Annotated in this window: 20 protein-coding genes and 1 pseudogene; 16 read left to right on the plus strand and 5 right to left on the minus strand. The window is 68.9% G+C overall.

Going from position 1 to position 19,072, the window contains the following annotated elements; genetic code table 11:
- A pseudogene (locus AB4Z01_RS32885) lies at window positions 1-239 on the plus strand (IS4-like element ISSysp3 family transposase); the annotation flags it as partial.
- 78 nt (window positions 240-317) lie between these two features.
- On the opposite strand, the gene AB4Z01_RS32890 reads toward AB4Z01_RS32885, so the two are convergent.
- The 5 genes from AB4Z01_RS32890 to AB4Z01_RS32910 form a co-directional block, all read right to left on the minus strand.
- A complete protein-coding gene (locus AB4Z01_RS32890) occupies window positions 318-1,289 on the minus strand; it encodes an ABC transporter ATP-binding protein (protein WP_441700598.1) in 972 nt (323 codons plus the stop codon).
- A 2-nt stretch (window positions 1,290-1,291) separates the two neighbouring features.
- Window positions 1,292-2,248 (minus strand): ABC transporter permease, encoded by a 957-nt coding sequence (locus tag AB4Z01_RS32895; RefSeq protein WP_441700600.1) that lies wholly within the window; start codon window positions 2,246-2,248, stop codon window positions 1,292-1,294.
- A 3-nt stretch (window positions 2,249-2,251) separates the two neighbouring features.
- Complete coding sequence (locus tag AB4Z01_RS32900) at window positions 2,252-3,214, minus strand: ABC transporter permease (RefSeq protein WP_441700602.1); 963 nt, start codon at window positions 3,212-3,214, stop codon at window positions 2,252-2,254.
- A gap of 145 nt (window positions 3,215-3,359) precedes the next feature.
- Entirely contained in the window at window positions 3,360-5,036 is a 1,677-nt protein-coding gene (locus AB4Z01_RS32905) for an ABC transporter substrate-binding protein (protein ID WP_441700603.1), read from the minus strand.
- Between the two features lie 117 nt (window positions 5,037-5,153).
- Entirely contained in the window at window positions 5,154-5,408 is a 255-nt protein-coding gene (locus AB4Z01_RS32910; protein ID WP_225770409.1) for a sulfurtransferase TusA family protein, read from the minus strand.
- An 89-nt stretch (window positions 5,409-5,497) separates the two neighbouring features.
- Here AB4Z01_RS32910 and AB4Z01_RS32915 point away from each other — a divergent pair, with 89 nt between their 5' ends.
- The 15 genes from AB4Z01_RS32915 to AB4Z01_RS32985 form a co-directional block, all read left to right on the plus strand.
- A complete protein-coding gene (locus AB4Z01_RS32915; protein WP_441700605.1) occupies window positions 5,498-5,908 on the plus strand; it encodes a MucR family transcriptional regulator in 411 nt (136 codons plus the stop codon).
- A gap of 187 nt (window positions 5,909-6,095) precedes the next feature.
- Complete coding sequence (locus tag AB4Z01_RS32920) at window positions 6,096-6,932, plus strand: GNAT family N-acetyltransferase (protein ID WP_441700607.1); 837 nt, start codon at window positions 6,096-6,098, stop codon at window positions 6,930-6,932.
- A gap of 8 nt (window positions 6,933-6,940) precedes the next feature.
- Window positions 6,941-7,783: a lysophospholipid acyltransferase family protein gene (locus AB4Z01_RS32925; RefSeq protein WP_441700609.1), complete on the plus strand. Its 843-nt coding sequence runs from the start codon at window positions 6,941-6,943 to the stop codon at window positions 7,781-7,783.
- 82 nt (window positions 7,784-7,865) lie between these two features.
- Window positions 7,866-9,233, plus strand: a complete 1,368-nt coding sequence (gene miaB, locus AB4Z01_RS32930) for a tRNA (N6-isopentenyl adenosine(37)-C2)-methylthiotransferase MiaB (RefSeq protein WP_441700610.1) — start codon at window positions 7,866-7,868, stop codon at window positions 9,231-9,233.
- Window positions 9,230-10,288, plus strand: coding sequence for a PhoH family protein (locus AB4Z01_RS32935; protein WP_441700612.1), 1,059 nt, complete (start codon window positions 9,230-9,232; stop codon window positions 10,286-10,288). The genes miaB and AB4Z01_RS32935 overlap by 4 nt, the downstream gene beginning before the upstream one ends.
- Complete coding sequence (gene ybeY, locus AB4Z01_RS32940; RefSeq protein WP_441700613.1) at window positions 10,285-10,809, plus strand: rRNA maturation RNase YbeY; 525 nt, start codon at window positions 10,285-10,287, stop codon at window positions 10,807-10,809. The genes AB4Z01_RS32935 and ybeY overlap by 4 nt, the downstream gene beginning before the upstream one ends.
- Before the next feature lie 4 nt (window positions 10,810-10,813).
- Window positions 10,814-11,719 carry a hemolysin family protein gene (locus tag AB4Z01_RS32945; RefSeq protein ID WP_441700615.1) on the plus strand — a complete coding sequence of 302 codons (906 nt, stop codon included), beginning with the start codon at window positions 10,814-10,816 and terminating at the stop codon, window positions 11,717-11,719.
- The gene (lnt, locus tag AB4Z01_RS32950; protein WP_441700617.1) at window positions 11,655-13,286 is read left to right on the plus strand and encodes an apolipoprotein N-acyltransferase; all 1,632 of its coding nucleotides are present in this window, start codon (window positions 11,655-11,657) and stop codon (window positions 13,284-13,286) included. Before AB4Z01_RS32945 ends, lnt begins: the two co-directional genes overlap by 65 nt.
- Window positions 13,287-13,405: 119 nt before the next feature.
- Entirely contained in the window at window positions 13,406-13,879 is a 474-nt protein-coding gene (locus AB4Z01_RS32955; protein WP_441700619.1) for a helix-turn-helix domain-containing protein, read from the plus strand.
- A gap of 100 nt (window positions 13,880-13,979) precedes the next feature.
- A complete protein-coding gene (gene metK / locus AB4Z01_RS32960; protein WP_441700621.1) occupies window positions 13,980-15,146 on the plus strand; it encodes a methionine adenosyltransferase in 1,167 nt (388 codons plus the stop codon).
- Window positions 15,147-15,150: 4 nt separating this feature from the next.
- Window positions 15,151-15,858: a tRNA (guanine(46)-N(7))-methyltransferase TrmB gene (trmB, locus tag AB4Z01_RS32965; RefSeq protein WP_441700622.1), complete on the plus strand. Its 708-nt coding sequence runs from the start codon at window positions 15,151-15,153 to the stop codon at window positions 15,856-15,858.
- Between the two features lie 214 nt (window positions 15,859-16,072).
- Window positions 16,073-16,621, plus strand: a complete 549-nt coding sequence (rimP, locus tag AB4Z01_RS32970) for a ribosome maturation factor RimP (RefSeq protein WP_429224892.1) — start codon at window positions 16,073-16,075, stop codon at window positions 16,619-16,621.
- Window positions 16,622-16,635: 14 nt separating this feature from the next.
- On the plus strand, window positions 16,636-18,126 hold the full coding sequence (gene nusA, locus AB4Z01_RS32975) for a transcription termination factor NusA (protein ID WP_441700624.1): 1,491 nt from the start codon (window positions 16,636-16,638) through the stop codon (window positions 18,124-18,126).
- Window positions 18,099-18,818, plus strand: a complete 720-nt coding sequence (locus AB4Z01_RS32980; protein ID WP_441700626.1) for an RNA-binding protein — start codon at window positions 18,099-18,101, stop codon at window positions 18,816-18,818. Before nusA ends, AB4Z01_RS32980 begins: the two co-directional genes overlap by 28 nt.
- Before the next feature lie 21 nt (window positions 18,819-18,839).
- Window positions 18,840-19,072: translation initiation factor IF-2 associated domain-containing protein (locus AB4Z01_RS32985; protein ID WP_441700627.1), on the plus strand; the 233-nt coding region annotated here is incomplete at its 3' end.

Here is a 19,072-nt window from a genome sequence, read left to right on the forward strand (position 1 = left end):
GCCTCGCCTTCACACCTCACGAGATCACCGCCCTGGCCGTGCTCAACCAACGCCTGCAAGGCAAGATCGCCCGCCAGAAGAACCCCCATCCCGAGGCCTCCCTCTCCTGGGCCGCATGGGTCATCGCAAAGCTCGGCGGCTGGCACGAATACGAAGCCAAACCGCCCGGACCCATCACCTTCCACAACGGCTTGGCCTTCTTCCGCGCCTTCGCTGCTGGCTTGGCCGCCAATCTGTAAATGCCCTAGCCTCCCGCAAGGGGAGGGGGGACAAGAGAACGATGGCACTCGCCGCTCTGCTCATATTGCGCCCGCCCCTCATATCGCCCCCTGCTGCGCCAGGAAGCAGGCGGCGCGGTGCGGCCCGCCGGCGGGCTCCAGCACCGGGATGCCGGTGCGGCACACATCGGCCGCGGCGAAGCAGCGGTCGGCGAAGGCGCACCAGGCGGGCAGATGCGCCGGGCTGGGCACCTGGCCCGGGATCGAGTCGAGCCGGCGGCGGCGCTGGCCCGGCACCGGGCGCGAGGCCAGGAGGCCGCGGGTGTAGGGATGCTTCGGGCGCAGCAGGATGTCGCGCACCGGCCCGGTCTCGACCACCCGTCCGGCATACATCACCACCACCCGGTCGGCGAGCTCCGCCACCATGCCGRGGTCGTGGGTGATCAGCATCAGCGCGGTGCCCTGCTCGCGCTTCAGCCGCCCCAGCAACTCCAGGATCTGGGCCTGGATGGTGACGTCGAGCGCGGTGGTCGGCTCGTCCGCGATCAGGAGCTTCGGGCCGCAGCTGAGCGCGATCGCGATCATCACCCGCTGCAGCATCCCGCCCGACAGCTGGTGCGGATAGCCCTCGACGATCTTATCCGCCCGGGCGATGCCGGCCCGGTCCAGCAGCGCGATCGCCTCGTCCCAGGCCGCCTTCGGCGCCAGGCCGCGATGCTCGACCAGCGGCTCGACGATCTGCTCGCCGATGGTCAGCACCGGGTTCAGCGCGCTCATCGGCTCCTGGAAGATCATGGCGATCTCGTTGCCGCGCAGGCCGCGCATCTCCTCCGGCCTCAGGGCCAGCAGGTCGCGACCGCGATAGACGATGCGGCCGCCGGAAACCCGCCCGGCCGGGCGGGGCAGCAGCCCCATCAGCGACAGGGCGGTGACACTCTTGCCGCAGCCGGATTCGCCGACCACGCCGACGGTCTCGCCCTCGGCGATGCCGAAGCTGACCTCGGTCACCGCCCGGGCGACACCGTCCTCGGTGCGGAACTGAACCGACAGGTTCTGGAACTCGACCAGCATGGCTACCGCTTCATCTTGGGGTCGAGCGCGTCGCGCAGCCCGTCGCCCAGGACGTTGATGGCGACCACGGTCAGGAAGATCGCCACCCCAGGCGACACCCACAGCCAGGGCCGGCGCTGGAAGTCGACGAAGCTGTTGGCAGTGTCCATCATGTTGCCCCAGGACGGGGTCGGCGGCACCACGCCGAGGCCGAGATAGCTGAGATAGGCCTCGTTCAGGATCGCGTCGGCGACGCCGACGGTGGCGACCACGATCAGGATCGGCACGGTGTTCGGCAGCAGATGGTGGAACAGCCGGCGGTACAGCGGCAGGCCCAGCACCTCGGTCGCCACCATGAAGTCGCGCTCGCGCAGGGACAGGATCTGCGACCGCACCAGCCGGGCGACGCGGATCCAGTTCGGCAGGCTGAGCATCAGCACGACCAGATAGATCCGCTGGTCGGGCGGCACCTTCAGCTCGGACAGCACGGCGCCGAGGATGATCAAGAGCGGTAGGGTCGGGATCGTCATCACGATGTCGGCGGCGCGCATGATCACGGCATCGGCCAGCCCGCCGAGATAGCCGGCCACGGCGCCGGCGATGTAGCCGACCACCACCGACAGCAGCACCGAGGCGAGACCCACGGTCAGCGAGATCCGGCCGGCCGCCATCAGCCGGGCCAGGATGTCGCGGCCGAGGAAATCCGTGCCCAGCCAGTGCCGCAGGCTGGGCGGGCGGTTGGGGCTGAGCGCGTCGGTCGCGTTCAGGTCCCAGGGGCTGATCCACGGCCCGACGACGCAGATCAGGACGATCACCAGCAGCACCGCCGCCGCGACCAGGGCGGTGCTGTTGCGGCGCAGCCGCCACAGCGCGTCGCCCAGCGGCGAGCGGGTGACGGCGAGACGGCCGGCGAGGTCCATCAGTTCGGCCTCCCGCGCCCGGCGGCGGCGGAACGGGTTCAGTAGCGACGCGAACGCCATGACCTAGCGCCGCCGCAGCCGGATGCGCGGGTCGGCCGCGGCATAGGCGATGTCGGCGATCAGGTTGCCGAGAATGGTCAGCGCCGCCAGCGCCATGGTGAAGCCCATCAGCACCGGATAGTCGCGCGCCGCCAGCGTGTCGATCTGGATGTGGCCGGCCCCCGGCCAGTTGAAGATCTTCTCGGTGACGATGGCGCCGGAGAACAGGCCCGGCAGCTCGAACCCCAGCAGGGTGATGATCGGCAGCAGGGCGTTGCGCAGCGCGTGCTTCAGCACCACCGTGCGCTCCTTCAGCCCCTTGGCCCGGGCGGTGCGGACGAAGTCCATCGACAGCGCTTCCAGCATGCTGGCGCGGATGTAGCGAGTCAGGCTGCCGGCCTGCAGCGCGGTCAGCACCAGCACCGGCAGCACCATGTGGCCGGCGATCTCGACCACCAGCGGCCAGCCCGTCGCCTCGCTGCCGGTGCTGATCATGCCGCCGACCGGCAGCCAGCGCAGGTCGACCGCGAACCATTTGATCAGCAGCAGGCACAGGAAGAAGACCGGGAAGGACATGGCGGCGAACACTGCCAGCGTCACCAGCCGGTCGTACCAGGAATACGGCTTCACCGCCGCCGTCACCCCGGCCAGCAGCGACAGGGTCCAGTACAGCAGCATCGCCGTGCCAGCCAGCAGGAAGGAATTCCAGATATACTGGTCCAGCAAGGTGCCGACCGGGGTCTGGTACTGCATCGAATAGCCGAGATCACCGGTCAGCAGCCGGCCCAGCCAATCGAAATAACGGTCCAGCACCGGCCGGTCGAGCCCGTACAGCGACTTCAGCTCCGCCGCCCGTTCCGGCGTCAGGTTGATGTTGCCGTCGATGAAATCGCCCGGGGTCAGGGCGAAGATGAAGAAGATCAGTGCCGACGCCCCCAGCAGCATCGGCACCGCCAGCAGCAGGCGGCGGATGATGAAGTTCCTCATCGGGAGCCACCGGCTCCCTCCCAAACCTTCTTTGCGACCCCGGCGTTGAGCCGAGGGAAGCAATCCAGGGCAGCTCGTACCGGCCCCTGGATTGCTTCGTCGGCTTCGCCTCCTCGCAATGACGGTTCTGGGTAAGCGAGAACCGTCACTGCACGATCTTCAGGTTCGGCAGGCTGGCGACGATGCCGTTGTAGATGTCCGGCTTGAAGCCCTCGACCCGGGCGTCGGTGGCCGACAGAATCTTGCGGTAGGCCAGGAAGATCACCGGCGGGTTGTCGGCCAGCGCCTTGTACAGTTGGTGGTAGATCGGCTTGCGCTTCTCCGGATCCAGCGTGGCGTTGCCCGCCAGAATCAGCCGCTCGACTTCGTCGTCATGGTAGCCGAGCCGCCCGACATCGCCGGTCGACAGGAAGTCCTCGACCCCCTCATGCGGGTCGTTGATGGTCGAGGTGCGGAAGGTGGCGAGGTTGTAGTCGCCGGATTTGCGCTTGGCCAGCAACGCGTTGAAGTCCGACACCTCGGGCACCAGGTCGACGCCGATCGCCTTCCAGTTCTCCTGGGCGATCGGGATCAGCGCGTCGTTGAACAGCGACTTGGTGGCCAGGAGGCGCAACGACAGGCGCTGGCCGTCCTTGGCCCGGATGCCATCCGCACCGAGCTTCCAGCCGGCCTCGTCGAGCAGCGCCGCGGCCTTGGCCGGATCATAGGCGTAGGGGTCGACGGCGTTGGCGTCGTAGGCCCAGGAGATCGGCGCCACCGGCTGGGTCGCGACCTGGCCATAGCCCTGATAGACCACCGTCACCAGGGTCTGGCGGTCGAGCCCGTAGGTCAGGGCGTGCCGCACCCGCGGGTCCTGCAGCAGCGGATCCTTCGGGTTGAACTCGATCATGCTGTAGTCGCTGGAGCCGTACAGGTTGATCGTGGCGAAGCCCAGGCTCTGCAGCGCGTCGACATTGTCCTGGCTGACCGTGAAGCCGTCATAATCGGTTTCGCCGGTCTGGAACAGTTGCAGCTTGGTGGCGTCCGAAGTGATCCGGTAGATGAAATGCTCCACCGCCGGCTGGCCGCTGAAGTAGTGCGGGTTGGCATGGAACCGTACCTCCTGGCCGGGGATGAACTTGTCGAAGACATAGGGGCCGGCACCGAGCGGATCGCCGCCCAGGGCGCGGATGCCGTCGAGCTGGCCGCGGGCGAAGCCCTTCCCGTAATGCGCCTTGGACAGCACCGGGCCGCCCAGCAGGGCCAGCGTCTTGGCCCCGGGCCGGGTGGTGGAGATCTCGATGGTCTGCGGGTCGATCACCTTGATGCCGGCAATGCTGTCGGCCTTGCCGGCCTTGTACTCCGCCCCGCCGGCGATCGCGGCCGGCGTGATGTCGGTCTCGCTCTCCAGCGTCGGGTCGTGCAGCACCGTGAGAGTGAAGGCGACGTCCTCGGCGGTCAGCGGCGACCCGTCGCTGAAGGTCAGGCCGGGCCGCAGCCTGATGGTGTAGACGAGGTTGTCCGGGCTGACGGTCCAGGACTCCGCCTGCTCCGGGATCAGCTTGCCCTGGCTGTCATAGTTGATCAGCCGGCCGAAGATCACGTTGGTGACGTTCTCGTCCCAGCCATTGGTGAAGAAATAGGGGTTGAACACGCCCTGCGGCGCGCTGATCGAGGCGACGACGGTGTCCTTGCGGGCCTTGGCCGTCGCCGGGATTGCCGACGGATCGGCGGCCGGGGTGATGCCGTCCGGCAATGCGTCCTGGGCCAGGGCCGGCGGACCGCCGGCGAAAGCGAGCATCAGGGCCAACGCGGCCAGACCGGGTGTGCGATGAGAGCGCATCGACGGGTATCCTCCTCGGGCGGGAAGCCTTAAGGCATGCCATGGGGCGTGACAGGGCGTGAAATAAAAGTCAACTACACGATTGTGTAGAGAAACCTCAGGTAGGATCGTCCGCGATCAGCCCTTCGGGCCGCGCTCGATCCGCACCAGCCAGCGAGTCTCGCCGGCATCCTCGGGTTCCACCGACAGCACGCGATGGCCGCTTTCCGTCGCCGAGCGCGGAACATTGATCAGCGGCTCACCCGCGTTCAGCCGTATTTCCGCCACTTCGCCGGGCTTCATATCTTCCAGCAGCAGCTTGGTTTTGACGAAAGTGAAAGGGCAGACCTCCGCCGTTACATCGAGAGTCCGGACCGGTGGCTGATTGCTCATGACGCTTTCTCGATTTTCATGGCGATTCGTGTTGCAGTCCAGTACTGGCCGACTTATATACCCAACACTCGTGCCGCGGGAGTATGAACATGAGCAATGAAACGCCGTCCAGCGATTTGATGAACCTTACGAGCCAAATCGTCGCGGCACATGTAGGAAACAATACCGTTGCGATCTCCGACCTGCCGGGCCTGATCGAACAAGTCTTTCGTGCGCTGAATGGCCTGGGGACTGAGCCGACGCCGGTGGCGGAGAAGCCTCAGCCGGCGGTTCCCATCAAGAAGTCAGTGACGCCGGACTACATCATCTGCCTCGAGGACGGCAAGCAACTGAAGATGCTGAAGCGGCATCTGAAGACGGCATACAACATGACCCCGGACGAGTATCGGGATCGCTGGGGCCTGGCGGCCGACTATCCGATGGTGGCGCCGAACTACGCCAAGCAGCGCAGCAAGCTGGCCAAGCAGATCGGCCTCGGCACCCGCGCCCGGCGGGACTGACCCCAAATCGCGGCGGTCCGTCGCCCGACGAACCGCCCGGTTTCCGGCTCCCGGCCAGGGGCTGCGGCCCTGCCGAGAAATCAGCGCACATTTGTAACCGTTCTGCTTTATAATTGGGCGAGCGCCTTGTGCGGTGACACGAGAATCGCCGCGGCGCCTCGGGGGAATTAGAGCGGACGGACGCAGCATGGCAGTCACAACCTTCGTCGATGACCACGGATTCAGTCTGCGCGCAGGCAATCTCGAGGTCCGGCTGGCCGAGACGGAGGAGGAGATTTGGGCGGCCCAGGAGCTGCGCTATGCCGTCTTCTACCAGGAAATGGCGGCCAAGCCCTCGATCGAGATGGCCGCCGCCGGCCGGGACTTCGACGCCTATGACGACGTGGCCGACCACCTGCTGGTGATCGACCATGCGCGCGGCAAGGGCGCCCAGGGCGTGGTCGGCACCTACCGGCTGATCCAGCGCGACGGGGCGGCCAGGATCGGCGCTTTTTACTCCGCCAGCGAATATGACATCGCCAAGATCGAGGCCCATCCCGGCCGGATCCTGGAGCTCGGGCGGTCCTGCGTCGCCGGCCCCTATCGCTCGGGCGGCACCATGCAGCTGCTGTGGCGCGGCATCGCCGCCTATCTGTTCCAGCATGACATCGAGATCATGTTCGGCTGCGCCAGCCTGCCCGGGATCGACGCCGAGGCGCTGAAGCTGCCGCTGTCCTACCTCTATCACTATCATCTCGCGCCGCCTGCGCTGCGGCCCAAGGCCCTGCCGGAACGCTACACCGACATGCGGCTGCTGCCGCTGACGGAGATCGACCAGCGCGAGGCGATCGCGGCCCTGCCGCCGCTGATCAAGGGCTATCTCCGCCTCGGCGGCCATGTCGGCGATGGCGCGGTGATCGACGAGCAGTTCGGCACCACCGACGTGGCCATCATCGTCAAGACCGACCTGGTGACCGAGAAGTACTTCAAGCACTACGAGCTGAAGCGCGAGCAGCGGCCGATCCTGGCCTTCCGCAAGGACTGAGCGGCGCGATGGCGGGCACCCGTCTCGGGTCGAAGCTCCGGGCGGTGGCCCGGCTGGCGGTCTATGTCCCCTGGACCGTCATGCTGATGCCGGTGCAGGCCCTGGCCGTGCGCTTCGGCTGGCGGCTGCAGACCAGCCTGCCGGTGTTCTACCACCGGACCTGCTGCCGCATCCTCGGCCTCGGCGTCGAGATCCGGGGCACGATGTCGACCGCGGCGCCGACGCTGTTCGTTTCCAACCACCTGTCCTATCTCGACATCGAGGTGCTGGGATCGCTGATCCCCGGCAGCTTCGTCGCCAAGACCGAGGTCGGCACCTGGCCGTTCTTCGGCGCCCTGGCGCGGCTGCAGCGCACCGTCTTCGTCGACCGCAACCGGCGGGGGTCGGCCGATGTGCAGCGCGACAGCCTGCAGTCGCGGCTCGAGGCCGGCGACAACCTGGTGCTGTTCCCGGAAGGCACGTCGAGCGACGGCAACCGCACCCTGCCGTTCAAGAGCGCCCTGTTCGCCGCCGCCGGGCTGCGCATCGACGGCAAGCCGCTGACGGTGCAGCCGGTGTCGCTGGCCTGCACCACGCTGGACGGCATCCCGCTGGGCCGGCGGCTGCGCCCGATCTATGCGTGGTACGGCGACATGGACCTGGTGCCGCATCTGTGGAACGTGGTGAAGCAGGGGCGCCTCAGGATCATCGTGATCTTCCACCCGCCGGTGACGCTGGAGACCGTGCGGTCGCGCAAGGCGCTGGCGGACCATTGCTGGCGCGCCATCGCGGCCGGCGTATCCGACGCCAATGCCGGCCGCCTGCCGGATGCGGCGGACGACAACATACCCGATCAGCGCCGCGCCGCATGAGGCAACGCTTGATTTTCGACGGCGCCGCCGTGATCTATCATCGCAATTCCATCGAGATCTGGACCGGATCGGACCCGCGCGCGTGACCACCGCAGCCAGCAAGAAGCTGTTCATCAAGACCTGGGGCTGCCAGATGAACGTCTACGACAGCGGTCGTATGGCGGACATCCTGGCCCCGCTCGGCTATGCCCTGGCGGACAGCCCGGAGGGGGCCGACATGGTCATCCTCAACACCTGCCACATCCGCGAGAAGGCCACCGAGAAGGTGTTCTCCGACCTCGGCCGGCTGCGCCCGCACAAGCAGGCGAAGGCCGGGGAGGAGCCGATGATCGTCGCCGTCGCCGGCTGCGTCGCCCAGGCCGAGGGCGAGGAGATCGCCCGCCGCGCCCCATGGGTCGACATGGTGTTCGGGCCGCAGACCTACCACCAGCTGCCGGAGATGGTGGCCCGCGCCCACCGCCAGGCCGGCAAGCCGCTGGTCAACACCGACTTCCCGGTCGAGAGCAAGTTCGACCACCTGCCCGGCGAACAGGGCGTGCAGGGCGCCGCGGCCTTCCTGTCGGTGCAGGAGGGCTGCGACAAGTTCTGCACCTTCTGCGTCGTGCCCTATACCCGCGGCGCCGAATATTCGCGCGATGTCGCCGGCATCCTGGGCGAGGCGCGCCGCCTGGTCGCCGCCGGCGCCCGCGAGATCACCCTGCTGGGCCAGAACGTCAACGCCTTCCATGGCGACGGGCCGGACGGGTCGGCCTGGGGCCTGGGCCGGCTGATCCGCGCTTTGGCCGAAATCGACGGACTCGATCGCATCCGCTACACCACCAGCCATCCGCGCGACATGGACGACGACCTGATCGCCGCCCACAGCGACGTGCCGCAGCTGATGCCGTTCCTGCACCTGCCGGTGCAGAGCGGGTCGGACCGCATCCTGGCGGCGATGAACCGCAAGCATGACGGCGACATGTACCGCCGGACCGTCGACCGGCTGCGCACAGCCCGGCCGGACTTGGCCCTGTCCTCCGACTTCATCGTCGGCTTCCCGGGCGAGACCGACCGCGACTTCGCCGACACGCTGAAGCTGGTGACCGAGATCGGCTTCGCCCAGGCCTACAGCTTCAAGTACAGCGCCCGCCCCGGCACCCCGGCCGCGGCGCTGGACGATCAGCTGCCCGAGGCGGCGAAGGACGAGCGGCTGCAGGCGCTGCAGCAGTTGCTATGGGCGCAGCAGGCCGCCTTCAACCAGGACATGGCCGGGCGCGTGATGCCGGTGCTGCTGGACCGCCAGGGCCGCCGGCCCGGTCAGTTGCAGGGCCGCAGCCCGTGGATGCAGTCGGTGCATCTCGACGCGCCGGCCCGGCTGCTCGGCACCGTCCAGCCGGTCCGCATCACCGAGGGCAAGCTGCTGAGCCTGGCCGGCACCATCATGCTGGCCGATGCGGAGGAGGCGGCGTGACGCGCGACTCAGAGAATTCCGGGCTGATGCCGGCCCAGTCGAGGACCGGGACCAAGCCCGGGGCCAGGCCCGCGACCCAGCGCTCCGAGATCAGCTTCGACGACAACCGGCTGCTGCCGCTGCTGTATGGCGAGCACGACACCCATCTGTTGCGGATCGAGCACCAGCTGGGCGTGTCGCTGGCCTCGCGCGGCAACACCGTCACCATCAAGGGCCCGGCCGAGCCGGTGGAGCAGGCGCGGCTGGTGCTGGAGACGCTGTGGCAGCGCCTGTCCCAGGGCCAGGGCGTCACCGGCGCCGACATCGACGGCGTGATCCGGCTGGTGCGCGACGCGCCGGCCGGCGACGGGGCGCCGCTGCGCGATGCGCTGCTGAAATCCGACGGCGCCATCGTCACCCGGCGCAAGCGCATCGGCCCGCGCTCGCCGACCCAGGCCGAGTACATCGAGGCGCTGGCGCAGAGCGAGATGGTGTTCGGCGTCGGCCCGGCCGGCACCGGCAAGACCTATCTCGCCGTCGCCCAGGCGGTGTCGATGCTGATCGCCGGCCGGGTCGACCGCATCGTGCTGTCCCGCCCCGCGGTCGAGGCCGGGGAGCGGCTGGGCTTCCTGCCCGGCGACATGAAGGAGAAGGTCGACCCCTATCTCCGCCCGCTCTACGACGCGCTCTATGACCTGCTGCCGGCCGAGCAGGTGGCCAAGCACATGGAGACCGGCGTGATCGAGATCGCGCCGCTGGCCTTCATGCGCGGCCGCACCCTGGCCCATTCCTTCGTCATCCTGGACGAGGCGCAGAACACCACGGTGATGCAGATGCGCATGGCCCTGACCCGCATGGGCGAGGCCAGCCGCATGGTGATCACCGGCGACATCAGCCAGATCGATCTGCGCCCCGGCGACAAGTCCGGCCTGGTCGACGCGCTGGAGATCCTGGACGGGACCGAAGGCATCCGCGTCGTCCGCTTCACCGACCGCGACGTGGTGCGCCACCCGCTGGTGGCGCGCATCGTGCGCGCCTATGAGGCAGCGGACCGCGCCCGGAAGCCGCAGCCGTGATCGACCTTACCGTCAGCATCGATGCGCCCGGCTGGTCGGCGCTCGGCCCCGACTTCGCCGACGAGGATGCGCTGACCGCGGCCCTCGACCCGCTGGTCGAAGATACAGTCGCCGCCGGGACCGGGCCCGGCGTCACGATCGAACCAGGCCGTCCGGCCGAGCTGTCGGTGGTGTTTGCCGACAACGCCACGGTGCAGCGGCTGAACCGCGACTATCGCGGCAAGGATTCCCCGACCAACGTGCTGTCCTTCGCCCTGACCGAGGCCGACGAGCCCGACTTTCCGGGCGCCCCGCTGGTGCTGGGCGACGTGGTGCTGGCGCTGGAGACGGTGCTGGCCGAAGCCGAACGCGACCGTAAGGCGCCCGCGGACCATGCCCGCCACCTGGTGGTCCATGGTATCCTGCACCTGCTGGGCCACGACCACATGACCGATGCCGAGGCCGAGGCGATGGAGCGGATCGAAACCGCGATCCTGGCCCGCTTCGGCATTGCCGATCCCTATTCCGACCCACCTGCCTGAGGCCATGTCCGACACATCTTCCGGTCGACCTTCCCGCTCCTCCGACGCGACTCCGCTGCGAAGCTGGCTGCGCGGCCTGCTGCGCGGCAAGAGCGAGGAGGATTGGCGTGAGACCATCGAGGAGCTGATCGAGGACGGCGACGAGGGCGAGGACGAAGCCCCGATTGCCCGGCATGAGCGGATGCTGCTGGGCAACATCCTCCGGCTGCGCGGCCGCACCGCCATCGACGTGATGGTGCCGCGGGCCGACATCGTCGGGGTCGAGGTCGGCACGCCCCTGCCCGGCGTGCTGGACATCCTGGCGCGCGAGGCGCACAGCCGGATGCCGGTCTATCGCGACAACCTGGACGATGCGCTGGGCATGATCCACGTCAAGGACGTGGTGGCGGCGCTGAGCCGGACCGGGGCCGGCGACGTCGACGCGCCGAAATCGCTGACCGAGATCCTGCGCCCGGTCCAGATCGTCGCACCGTCGATGCCGGTGCTCGACCTGCTGCTGCAGATGCGCGAGAAGCGCCAGCACATGGCGCTGGTAATCGACGAGTTCGGCGGCATCGACGGGCTGGTCACGATCGAGGATCTGGTCGAGGAGATCGTCGGCGAGATCGAGGACGAGCACGACGTCGACGAGCCGCCGCAGCTGGTCGAGAAGCCGGACGGCACGCTGATCGCCGACGCCCGCCTGCCGATCGAGGCCTTCGAGGCCAAGGTCGGCGCGGTGCTGGAGGAGGATGAGCGCGACGATATCGACACGCTCGGCGGCCTCGTCTTCGCCCTCGCCGGCCGGATCCCGGCGCGGGGCGAGCTGTTGACCCACCCCAAGGGGTTCGAGTTCGAGGTGATCGATGCCGATCCGCGCCGGATCAAGCGCCTCCGCATCCGCCGCAAGGACGGCGCCGACGCTGCGTGAGGTAACGGCCGGGCCGCGGCCCGGTCCTGGTATCGAAGGCCTCGCCGCCCGCATCGCCGGGCTCGGCCGCTGGCGCCGCTTCGGTGCCGCTGTCGGCCTCGGCGTCCTGGCCAGCCTGTCGGTGCCGCCGCTTTACGCCGCGCCGCTGCTGTGGCTGGCCTTTCCCGGCCTGTTCTGGCTGCTGGCCGGCGCCCGCAGCGGCTGGTCCGCCTTCCTGACCGGCTGGGCCTTCGGCTTCGGCTTCTTCGTGCCCGGCCTGTACTGGGTGTCCTGGGCGCTGACCGTCGACCCGCGCTTCTTCTGGATGATCCCCTTCGCCATGGCCGGCCTGCCGGCGCTGCTCGGGATCTTCACCGGCCTGGCCGGGCTCGGCTTCTACGGGCTGCGCCGCGCCGGCTGGGGCGGGCCGCTGGCCCTGGCCGTGGCTTGGGGCCTGGCGGAATGGCTGCGCGGCCATGTCCTGACCGGCTTCCCCTGGAACCTGATCGGCTACACCTGGGTCGGCTGGCTGCCGGTGCTGCAGGGCGTCTCGGTGATCGGCATCTACGGGCTGAGCGTCCTGACCGTGGCCGCCGCCACCCTGCCGGCGACTCTGGCCGGCCCGCGGCGGCAGGGCTTTGCGGCCACTGCCGCCGGCATCGCCCTGTTCGCGGCGATCGCCGGCTGGGGCGCCTGGCGCCTGACGGGCGATGACGGCGCTGTTGTACCCGGCGTCAACCTGCGCCTGGTGCAGCCGAACATCTCCCAGGCCGACAAATGGTCCGGCGACAAGCGGATCGAGAACTTCAACAAGCAGCTGGCGATGTCGGCCGCGCCGGGGATCGAGCATGTCACCGCCCTGATCTGGTCCGAGACCGCGGTGCCCTTCACCCTGTCCTGGGAGCCGGAGGCGCAGAAGGCGCTCGGCTCGCTTCTGCCGCCCGGGGCCCTGGCCCTGGTCGGCGCCACCCGGGCCACGCCCTACGGCACCGAGCCGCTGGAGGCCTGGAACAGCATCTACGCGGTCGACCGCGCCGGCACGGTCCTGGCCACCTACGACAAGGCGCATCTGGTGCCGTTCGGCGAATATGTGCCGCTGCGCGCGCTGCTGGCGCCCTTCGGCATCGAGAAGATCACCGCCGGGTCGGTCGATTTCTCGCCCGGGCCGGGGCCGCGCACCATCGACCTGCCCGGCCTGCCGCCGGTCAGCCCGCAGATCTGCTACGAGGCGATCTTCCCCGGCGCCGTGCTGGATCCGGCCACCCCGCGGCCGGGCTGGATGCTGAACGTCACCAATGACGGCTGGTACGGACAGACCAGCGGGCCGCACCAGCATTTCGCCATTGCCCGGACCCGCGCGGTCGAGGAAGGGCTGCCGCTGGTGCGTGCCGCCAACACCGGCATCAGCGGCGTGGTCGACGCCTATGGCCGGGTCAAGGGCGAGCTCGCCCTGGGCACGGCCGGCATCCTCGACGCCGCCCTGCCGGCGGCGCTGCCCGAGACGCCCTACGCACGCTGGGGCGATGCCGGCTTCTGGCTGCTGCTGCTCCTGGGGCTGCTGGCCGGCCGCATCGGGCGGCGGGCTTGATCGATCGTACTCCCGGCCCCTCCCCGGACTGCCTTGATGTTGCCTGGCTTCGCGCATTAGGATGCGCGCCTCGCGAAACGATCGCATCCGGCCCCTTGCAAATTGCTGCGGAGTAGTGCGTGGCCGCACCCGACGCCCCGAAACGGCCACGTGGTCGTCCGCGGAATGACGAACCCAGCCCGCTCGATGTGCATATCGGCGGCCGCATCCGCCTCCGGCGGACCCTGCTGGGATTCAGCCAGGCCAAGCTGGCGACGGCGATCGGGCTGACCTTCCAGCAGATCCAGAAATACGAGCACGGCTCCAACCGCATCGGCGCCAGCCGCCTGCACCAGCTCAGCCGGGTGCTGGAAGTGCCGGTCGACTTCTTCTTCGAGGACGCGCCTCCGCTGGCCGGAGCGTCGGCGCCGGGCCTGGCCGAGGAGGCCGAGCCCTACGATGCCGGACCCGACCCGATGCAGCGCCGCGAGACGCTGGAGCTGATCCGCGCCTATTACCGGGTCGAGGACCATGCGACCCGACGGCGCGTGCTGGACCTGCTCAAGGCCATGTCCGGGGCGCGAGCCGACGAGACCGGCGGCGAGGACAGCTGAATCTCCTGCACTTGACCGCGCCCGTGGCCCCTGCGAAAAAGCCCGGTCGCCGCCGTACGACGTTTTCACACCCATCATTCATGGCAGCCAGGGGTTCGACGTGGCCAAAGGCAACTACATCTTCACCAGCGAATCGGTCTCGGAAGGGCACCCCGACAAGGTTTGCGACCGCATTTCGGATTCCATCGTCGATCTTTATCTCGGTGCCGATCCCGAGGCCCGGGTCGCGGTCGAGACGCTGGCAACGACCAACCGGGTGGTGATCGCCGGCGAGGTCCGCGGGCCGGCTTCGATCACCCCGGAACTGCTGGAGAACGCAGCCCGCCAGGCGGTGCGCGACATCGGCTATGAGCAGGACGGCTTCCACTGGCGCAACGCCCAGGTCGACGTGCTGGTGCACCAGCAGTCGGCCGACATCGCCGTCGGCGTCGACGCCGCCGGCAACAAGGACGAGGGTGCGGGCGACCAGGGCATCATGTTCGGCTATGCCTGCCGCGAGACCGCGGCGCTGATGCCGGCGCCGATCCAGTTCTCGCACCAGATCCTGAAGAGCCTGGCCGACGCCCGCCATTCCGGCAAGGCGCCGCAGTTCGGCCCCGACGCCAAGGCGCAGGTCTCGCTGCGCTACGAGAACGGCCGTCCGGTCGCCGCCACCTCGGTGGTGGTCTCGACCCAGCATGCCGAAGGCCTGGATCAGGCCGAGGTGCGCGAGATCGTCCGCCCCTATGTGCTGGCGGTCCTGCCCGAGGGCTGGATGTGCGACGAGCCGCATTTCTACGTCAACCCGACCGGCCGCTTCGTCATCGGTGGCCCGGACGGCGATGCCGGCCTGACCGGCCGCAAGATCATCGTCGACACCTATGGCGGCGCGGCCCCGCATGGCGGCGGCGCCTTCTCCGGCAAGGATCCGACCAAGGTCGACCGCTCGGCCGCCTATGCCGCGCGCTACCTGGCCAAGAACGTGGTCGCGGCCGAACTGGCCGAGCGCTGCGTGATCCAGCTCAGCTATGCCATCGGCGTCGCCCATCCGCTCTCGGTCTACATCGACACCCAGGGCACCGGCCGGGTCGACGAGGACAAGCTGTCCGACGTGCTGCAGCAGCTGGTCAATCTCAGCCCGCGCGGCATCCGCACCCATCTCGGCCTGAACCGGCCGATCTACGCCCGCACCTCCTCCTACGGCCATTTCGGCCGTAACCCGGAGGCCGATGGCGGCTTCTCGTGGGAGCGGACGGACCTGGTGGACGACCTGCGCTCCGCCTTCTGATCCGATGACCGAGCCCGACGGCGGCGCCGAAAGGCGCCGCCACTTCCACGGCCGGCGCCAGGGGCGAAAGCTCCGCGCCGGCCGCGCTGCTTTGATCGACACCCTGCTGCCGCGGCTGACGGTAGCGCTGCTCTCGGACGGCAGCGCGCTGGAGCCGGCCGCCCTGTTCCCGCGTCCGCCGCGCGAGCTGTGGGTCGAGATCGGCTTCGGTGCCGGCGAGCACCTGGCCTGGCAGGCGGCGCATCACCCCGATATCGGCTTCATCGGCTGCGAGCCCTTCATCAACGGCATGTCGACGCTGCTGGCGGCGGTGGAGCGCGACGGCCTGGATATGGTCCGGGTCTGGCCGGACGACGCGCGGCCGCTGCTGGACCGGCTGCCGGACGGCTCGGTCGGCCGCCTCTTCCTGCTGTTCGCCGACCCGTGGCCGAAGCTGCGCCACCACAACCGCCGCTTCATCCAGGACGACACCGTGGCCGACCTGGCTCGCCTCCTGAAGGACGGCGGCGAGCTGCGCATCGCCACGGACGACGCGCCCCTGCTGGACTGGTCGCTCGAGCGCGTCCGCCGCAATCCGGCCTTCGCCTGGACCGCCGAGGGGCCGGCCGACTGGCGCGAGCGGCCGGCCGACTGGCCGCCGACCCGCTACGAGGAGAAGGCCCTGCACGGCCGCCCCTACTACCTGCGCTTCCGCCGCCGGCCGCGGGGATAGCGGCCCTTCCGCAGGGCCGTGGGATCCCGATCGCGTCTTCCCGGCCGAATCAGGTTGCGTATTCGTCGTGGATCGCTATATATCACCGCAGTTACCCATAGCGTTTGACTTGACTATGGTTCGGTCAAACGAATGAGAGGGTGGGCTGCGGCCCGCCTTTTTTCGTTGTGGTGACGGCTTTCCAAGGCTCTGGACGCGGGGAATGCCGGAGAGGATGACGCAAGTGGATCAGGTGCGCACGATCGTGGCGCCGTCGCTCGAAGCGATGGGCTATGAGGTCGTGCGTGTTCTCATGACCGGCGGCGAGCACAGGCCGCAGCTTCAGATCATGGCCGAGCGGATCGACCGCCGCGGCATGACCGTGGAAGACTGCGCCGAGATCAGCCGCGCGGTGTCGGCCATTCTCGATGTCGAGGATCCGATCAAGACCGCCTACACCCTCGAGGTCTCCTCCCCCGGCATCGACCGTCCGCTGACCCGGCCCGTCGACTATGAGCGCTTCCTCGGCCACGAGGCGCGGCTCGAGACGCGGGTCCCGGTCGACGGCCGCAAGCGCTTCCGCGGTGTCCTGGCCGGGATCGAGGGCGAGACGGTGCTGCTGCGGTCCGAGGAGATCGGGGAGGAGCCGGTACGGCTGCCCTTTGCCGAGATCCAGCGGGCGAAGCTGCTCCTCACCGACGCCTTGATCGATGCCGCCGCCGCAGAGGTCGAGCAGGCCGAGGCAGCCGCAGCTGCCGCCCAGCCCGACACCCAAGACGCATAGGAACGCCCAAGGCTATGGAACTGCTGCACGTTGCCGATGTCGTGGCCCGCGAGAAGAGCATCGATCGCGACGAGGTGCTGACCGCGATGGAGCAGGCCATCCAGAAAGCCGGCCGCTCCAAATACGGCCATGAGCACGATATCCGCGCCTATATCAACCGCAAGTCGGGCGATATCGAGCTGCGCCGCTACCGCCAGATCGTCGAGACGGTCGAGGACGAGGCCACGCAGCTGGACGCCAAGGATGCGGCCAAGCGCTGGCCGGATAAGAAGGTCGGCGATTTCATCATCGATGACCTGCCGCCGATCGATTTCGGCCGCATCGCCGCCCAGACGGCGAAGCAGGTGATCGTGCAGAAGGTGCGGGAGGCCGAGCGCCACCGCCAGTTCGAGGAATACAAGGACCGTGTCGACGAGATCGTCAACGGCTCGGTCAAGCGCGTCGAATACGGCAACGTCACGGTCGATCTCGGCCGGGCCGAGGGCGTCATCCGCCGCGACGAGCTGCTGCCGCGCGAGCATTTCAAGGTCGGCGACCGCGTCCGCGCCTTCATCTACGACGTGCGCGAGGAGCCGCGCGGGCCGCAGATCTTCCTGTCGCGCACCCATGGCCAGTTCATGGCCAAGCTGTTCGCCATGGAAGTGCCGGAGATCTATGACGGCATCATCGAGATCAAGTCGGTGGCCCGCGACCCGGGCAGCCGCGCCAAGATCGCGGTGATCTCCAAGGACAGCTCGATCGACCCGGTCGGCGCCTGCGTCGGCATGCGCGGCAGCCGCGTCCAGGCCGTGGTCGGCGAGCTGCAGGGCGAGAAGATCGACATCATCCCCTGGTCCGGGGACGCTGCCACCTTCGTGGTCAACGCCCTGGCCCCGGCCGAGGTGGCCAAGGTCGTGCTCGACGACACCCAGAACCGGATCGAGGTGGTGGTGCCGGACGACCAGCTGTCGCTGGCGATCGGCCGCCGCGGCCAGAATGTCCGCCTCGCCTCGATGCTGACCGGCTGGGACATCGACATCCTGACCGAGGCCGAGGAGAGCGAGCGCCGCCAGGAAGAGACCAAGCTGCGCAGCGAATTGTTCATGGAGGCCCTGGACGTCGACGATGTCATCGCCCATCTCCTGGTGGCCGAGGGCTTCCGCCAGGTCGAAGAGATCGCCTATACGCCGCTCGACGAGCTGGCGGAGATCGAGGGCTTCGACGAGGGCGTGGCCGGCGAGTTGCAGGAGCGCGCGCTGCGCTGGCTCGCGGAGCGCGACCGGCTGCTGACCTTGCGGTATAAGGAACTCGGTGTGGTCGACGACCTGGCGGCGCTGGAGGCATTGACCCCGGCGATCCTGGTCAAGCTCGGCGAGAACGGGGTCAAGACCCTGGACGATTTGGCGGATCTGGCCGGCGACGAGCTGGTCGAGATTCTTGGCGAGAAGACGATTGCCCTCGACGATGCCAACGCCCTGATCATGCAGGCGCGGGCCCATTGGTTCGAGGAGGAGGAGAAGGCCTGAGCGACCCGACCGCCATTTCCCCCGAGGACGCAGACCTGCCCGAGGCCGAAGGGCCCGAGCGGCGCTGCATCGCAACCGGAGCCGTGCGGCCGAAGGCGGAGCTGATTCGCTTCGTCGTCGGCCCCGATGGCGAGGTCGTGCCCGATCTGGCGGAACGGCTGCCCGGCCGCGGCCTGTGGGTGTCCGCCGAGCGCGAGGCGCTGCGCCGGGCCCAGGCCAAGGGCCTGTTCGCCAAGGCGGCGCGCCAGTCGGTCCGTGCCCCGGACGATCTGGTCGATCGGGTCGAGGCGCTCCTGCATCGGAGCTGCATCGATCTCATCGGGATGGCACGCCGCGCGGGACAGGCGGTGGCCGGATATGAGAAAGTGCATGCGTGGCTGGCCGAGGGCCGCGCCGCGGTGCTGCTGGCAGCATCCGACGGTGCGGCGGACGGGCGAGCCAAGCTGGCAGCCTTGGCCGCCGCGGTCCGGCCGGTGCCACTTGTGGAGATCTTCTCCGCTGACACACTCGGGATGGCCTTTGCCCGGGACCGCATGGTACACGCTGCGATTGCTCGCGGCGGACTGGCGGAGCGGCTGGTCGCGGAAGCGGCACGGCTGAACGGAATTCGTGGTCGAGCCGACGGACCGGCTGGACGTGGTGTGGTCGACGAGGCATCGAATGCCGCGCCGGCCTTCTCTGTGCAGGGATAGCGGCGGATCACGCTGGACGATATGACGGATAGCAAGGAACAGGATCGCAAGACGCTGTCGCTGGGCAGTGCGAAGCCCAAGCTCACCCTCGGTGGAAAGCCGGGTGATGGGGGGCAGGTGCGCCAGCAATTCAGCCACGGCCGCTCCAAGGCGGTGACCGTCGAGGTCAAGCGCCAGCGCGGCGGCACCAACACGGCCCTCGCCGATGGCGGCGCGGCGGCACGGCGGGCGGCCGAAGGCCAGCCCGGCCGCAG

Source organism: Inquilinus sp. YAF38 (assembly GCF_052113205.1).
In the GTDB taxonomy this organism is placed as follows: domain Bacteria; phylum Pseudomonadota; class Alphaproteobacteria; order DSM-16000; family Inquilinaceae; genus Inquilinus.

Coding starts and splice junctions, on each gene's coding strand:
- AB4Z01_RS32915 (WP_441700605.1), top strand. CDS start 5,498: ATGAGCAATGAAACGCCGTCCAGCGATTTGATGAACCTTACGAGCCAA.
- AB4Z01_RS32895 (WP_441700600.1), bottom strand. CDS start 2,248: ATGGCGTTCGCGTCGCTACTGAACCCGTTCCGCCGCCGCCGGGCGCGG.
- AB4Z01_RS32910 (WP_225770409.1), bottom strand. CDS start 5,408: ATGAGCAATCAGCCACCGGTCCGGACTCTCGATGTAACGGCGGAGGTC.
- AB4Z01_RS32900 (WP_441700602.1), bottom strand. CDS start 3,214: ATGAGGAACTTCATCATCCGCCGCCTGCTGCTGGCGGTGCCGATGCTG.
- nusA (WP_441700624.1), top strand. CDS start 16,636: ATGGAACTGCTGCACGTTGCCGATGTCGTGGCCCGCGAGAAGAGCATC.
- AB4Z01_RS32905 (WP_441700603.1), bottom strand. CDS start 5,036: ATGCGCTCTCATCGCACACCCGGTCTGGCCGCGTTGGCCCTGATGCTC.
- AB4Z01_RS32925 (WP_441700609.1), top strand. CDS start 6,941: ATGGCGGGCACCCGTCTCGGGTCGAAGCTCCGGGCGGTGGCCCGGCTG.
- AB4Z01_RS32945 (WP_441700615.1), top strand. CDS start 10,814: ATGTCCGACACATCTTCCGGTCGACCTTCCCGCTCCTCCGACGCGACT.
- rimP (WP_429224892.1), top strand. CDS start 16,073: ATGACGCAAGTGGATCAGGTGCGCACGATCGTGGCGCCGTCGCTCGAA.
- lnt (WP_441700617.1), top strand. CDS start 11,655: ATGCCGATCCGCGCCGGATCAAGCGCCTCCGCATCCGCCGCAAGGACG.
- AB4Z01_RS32920 (WP_441700607.1), top strand. CDS start 6,096: ATGGCAGTCACAACCTTCGTCGATGACCACGGATTCAGTCTGCGCGCA.
- trmB (WP_441700622.1), top strand. CDS start 15,151: ATGACCGAGCCCGACGGCGGCGCCGAAAGGCGCCGCCACTTCCACGGC.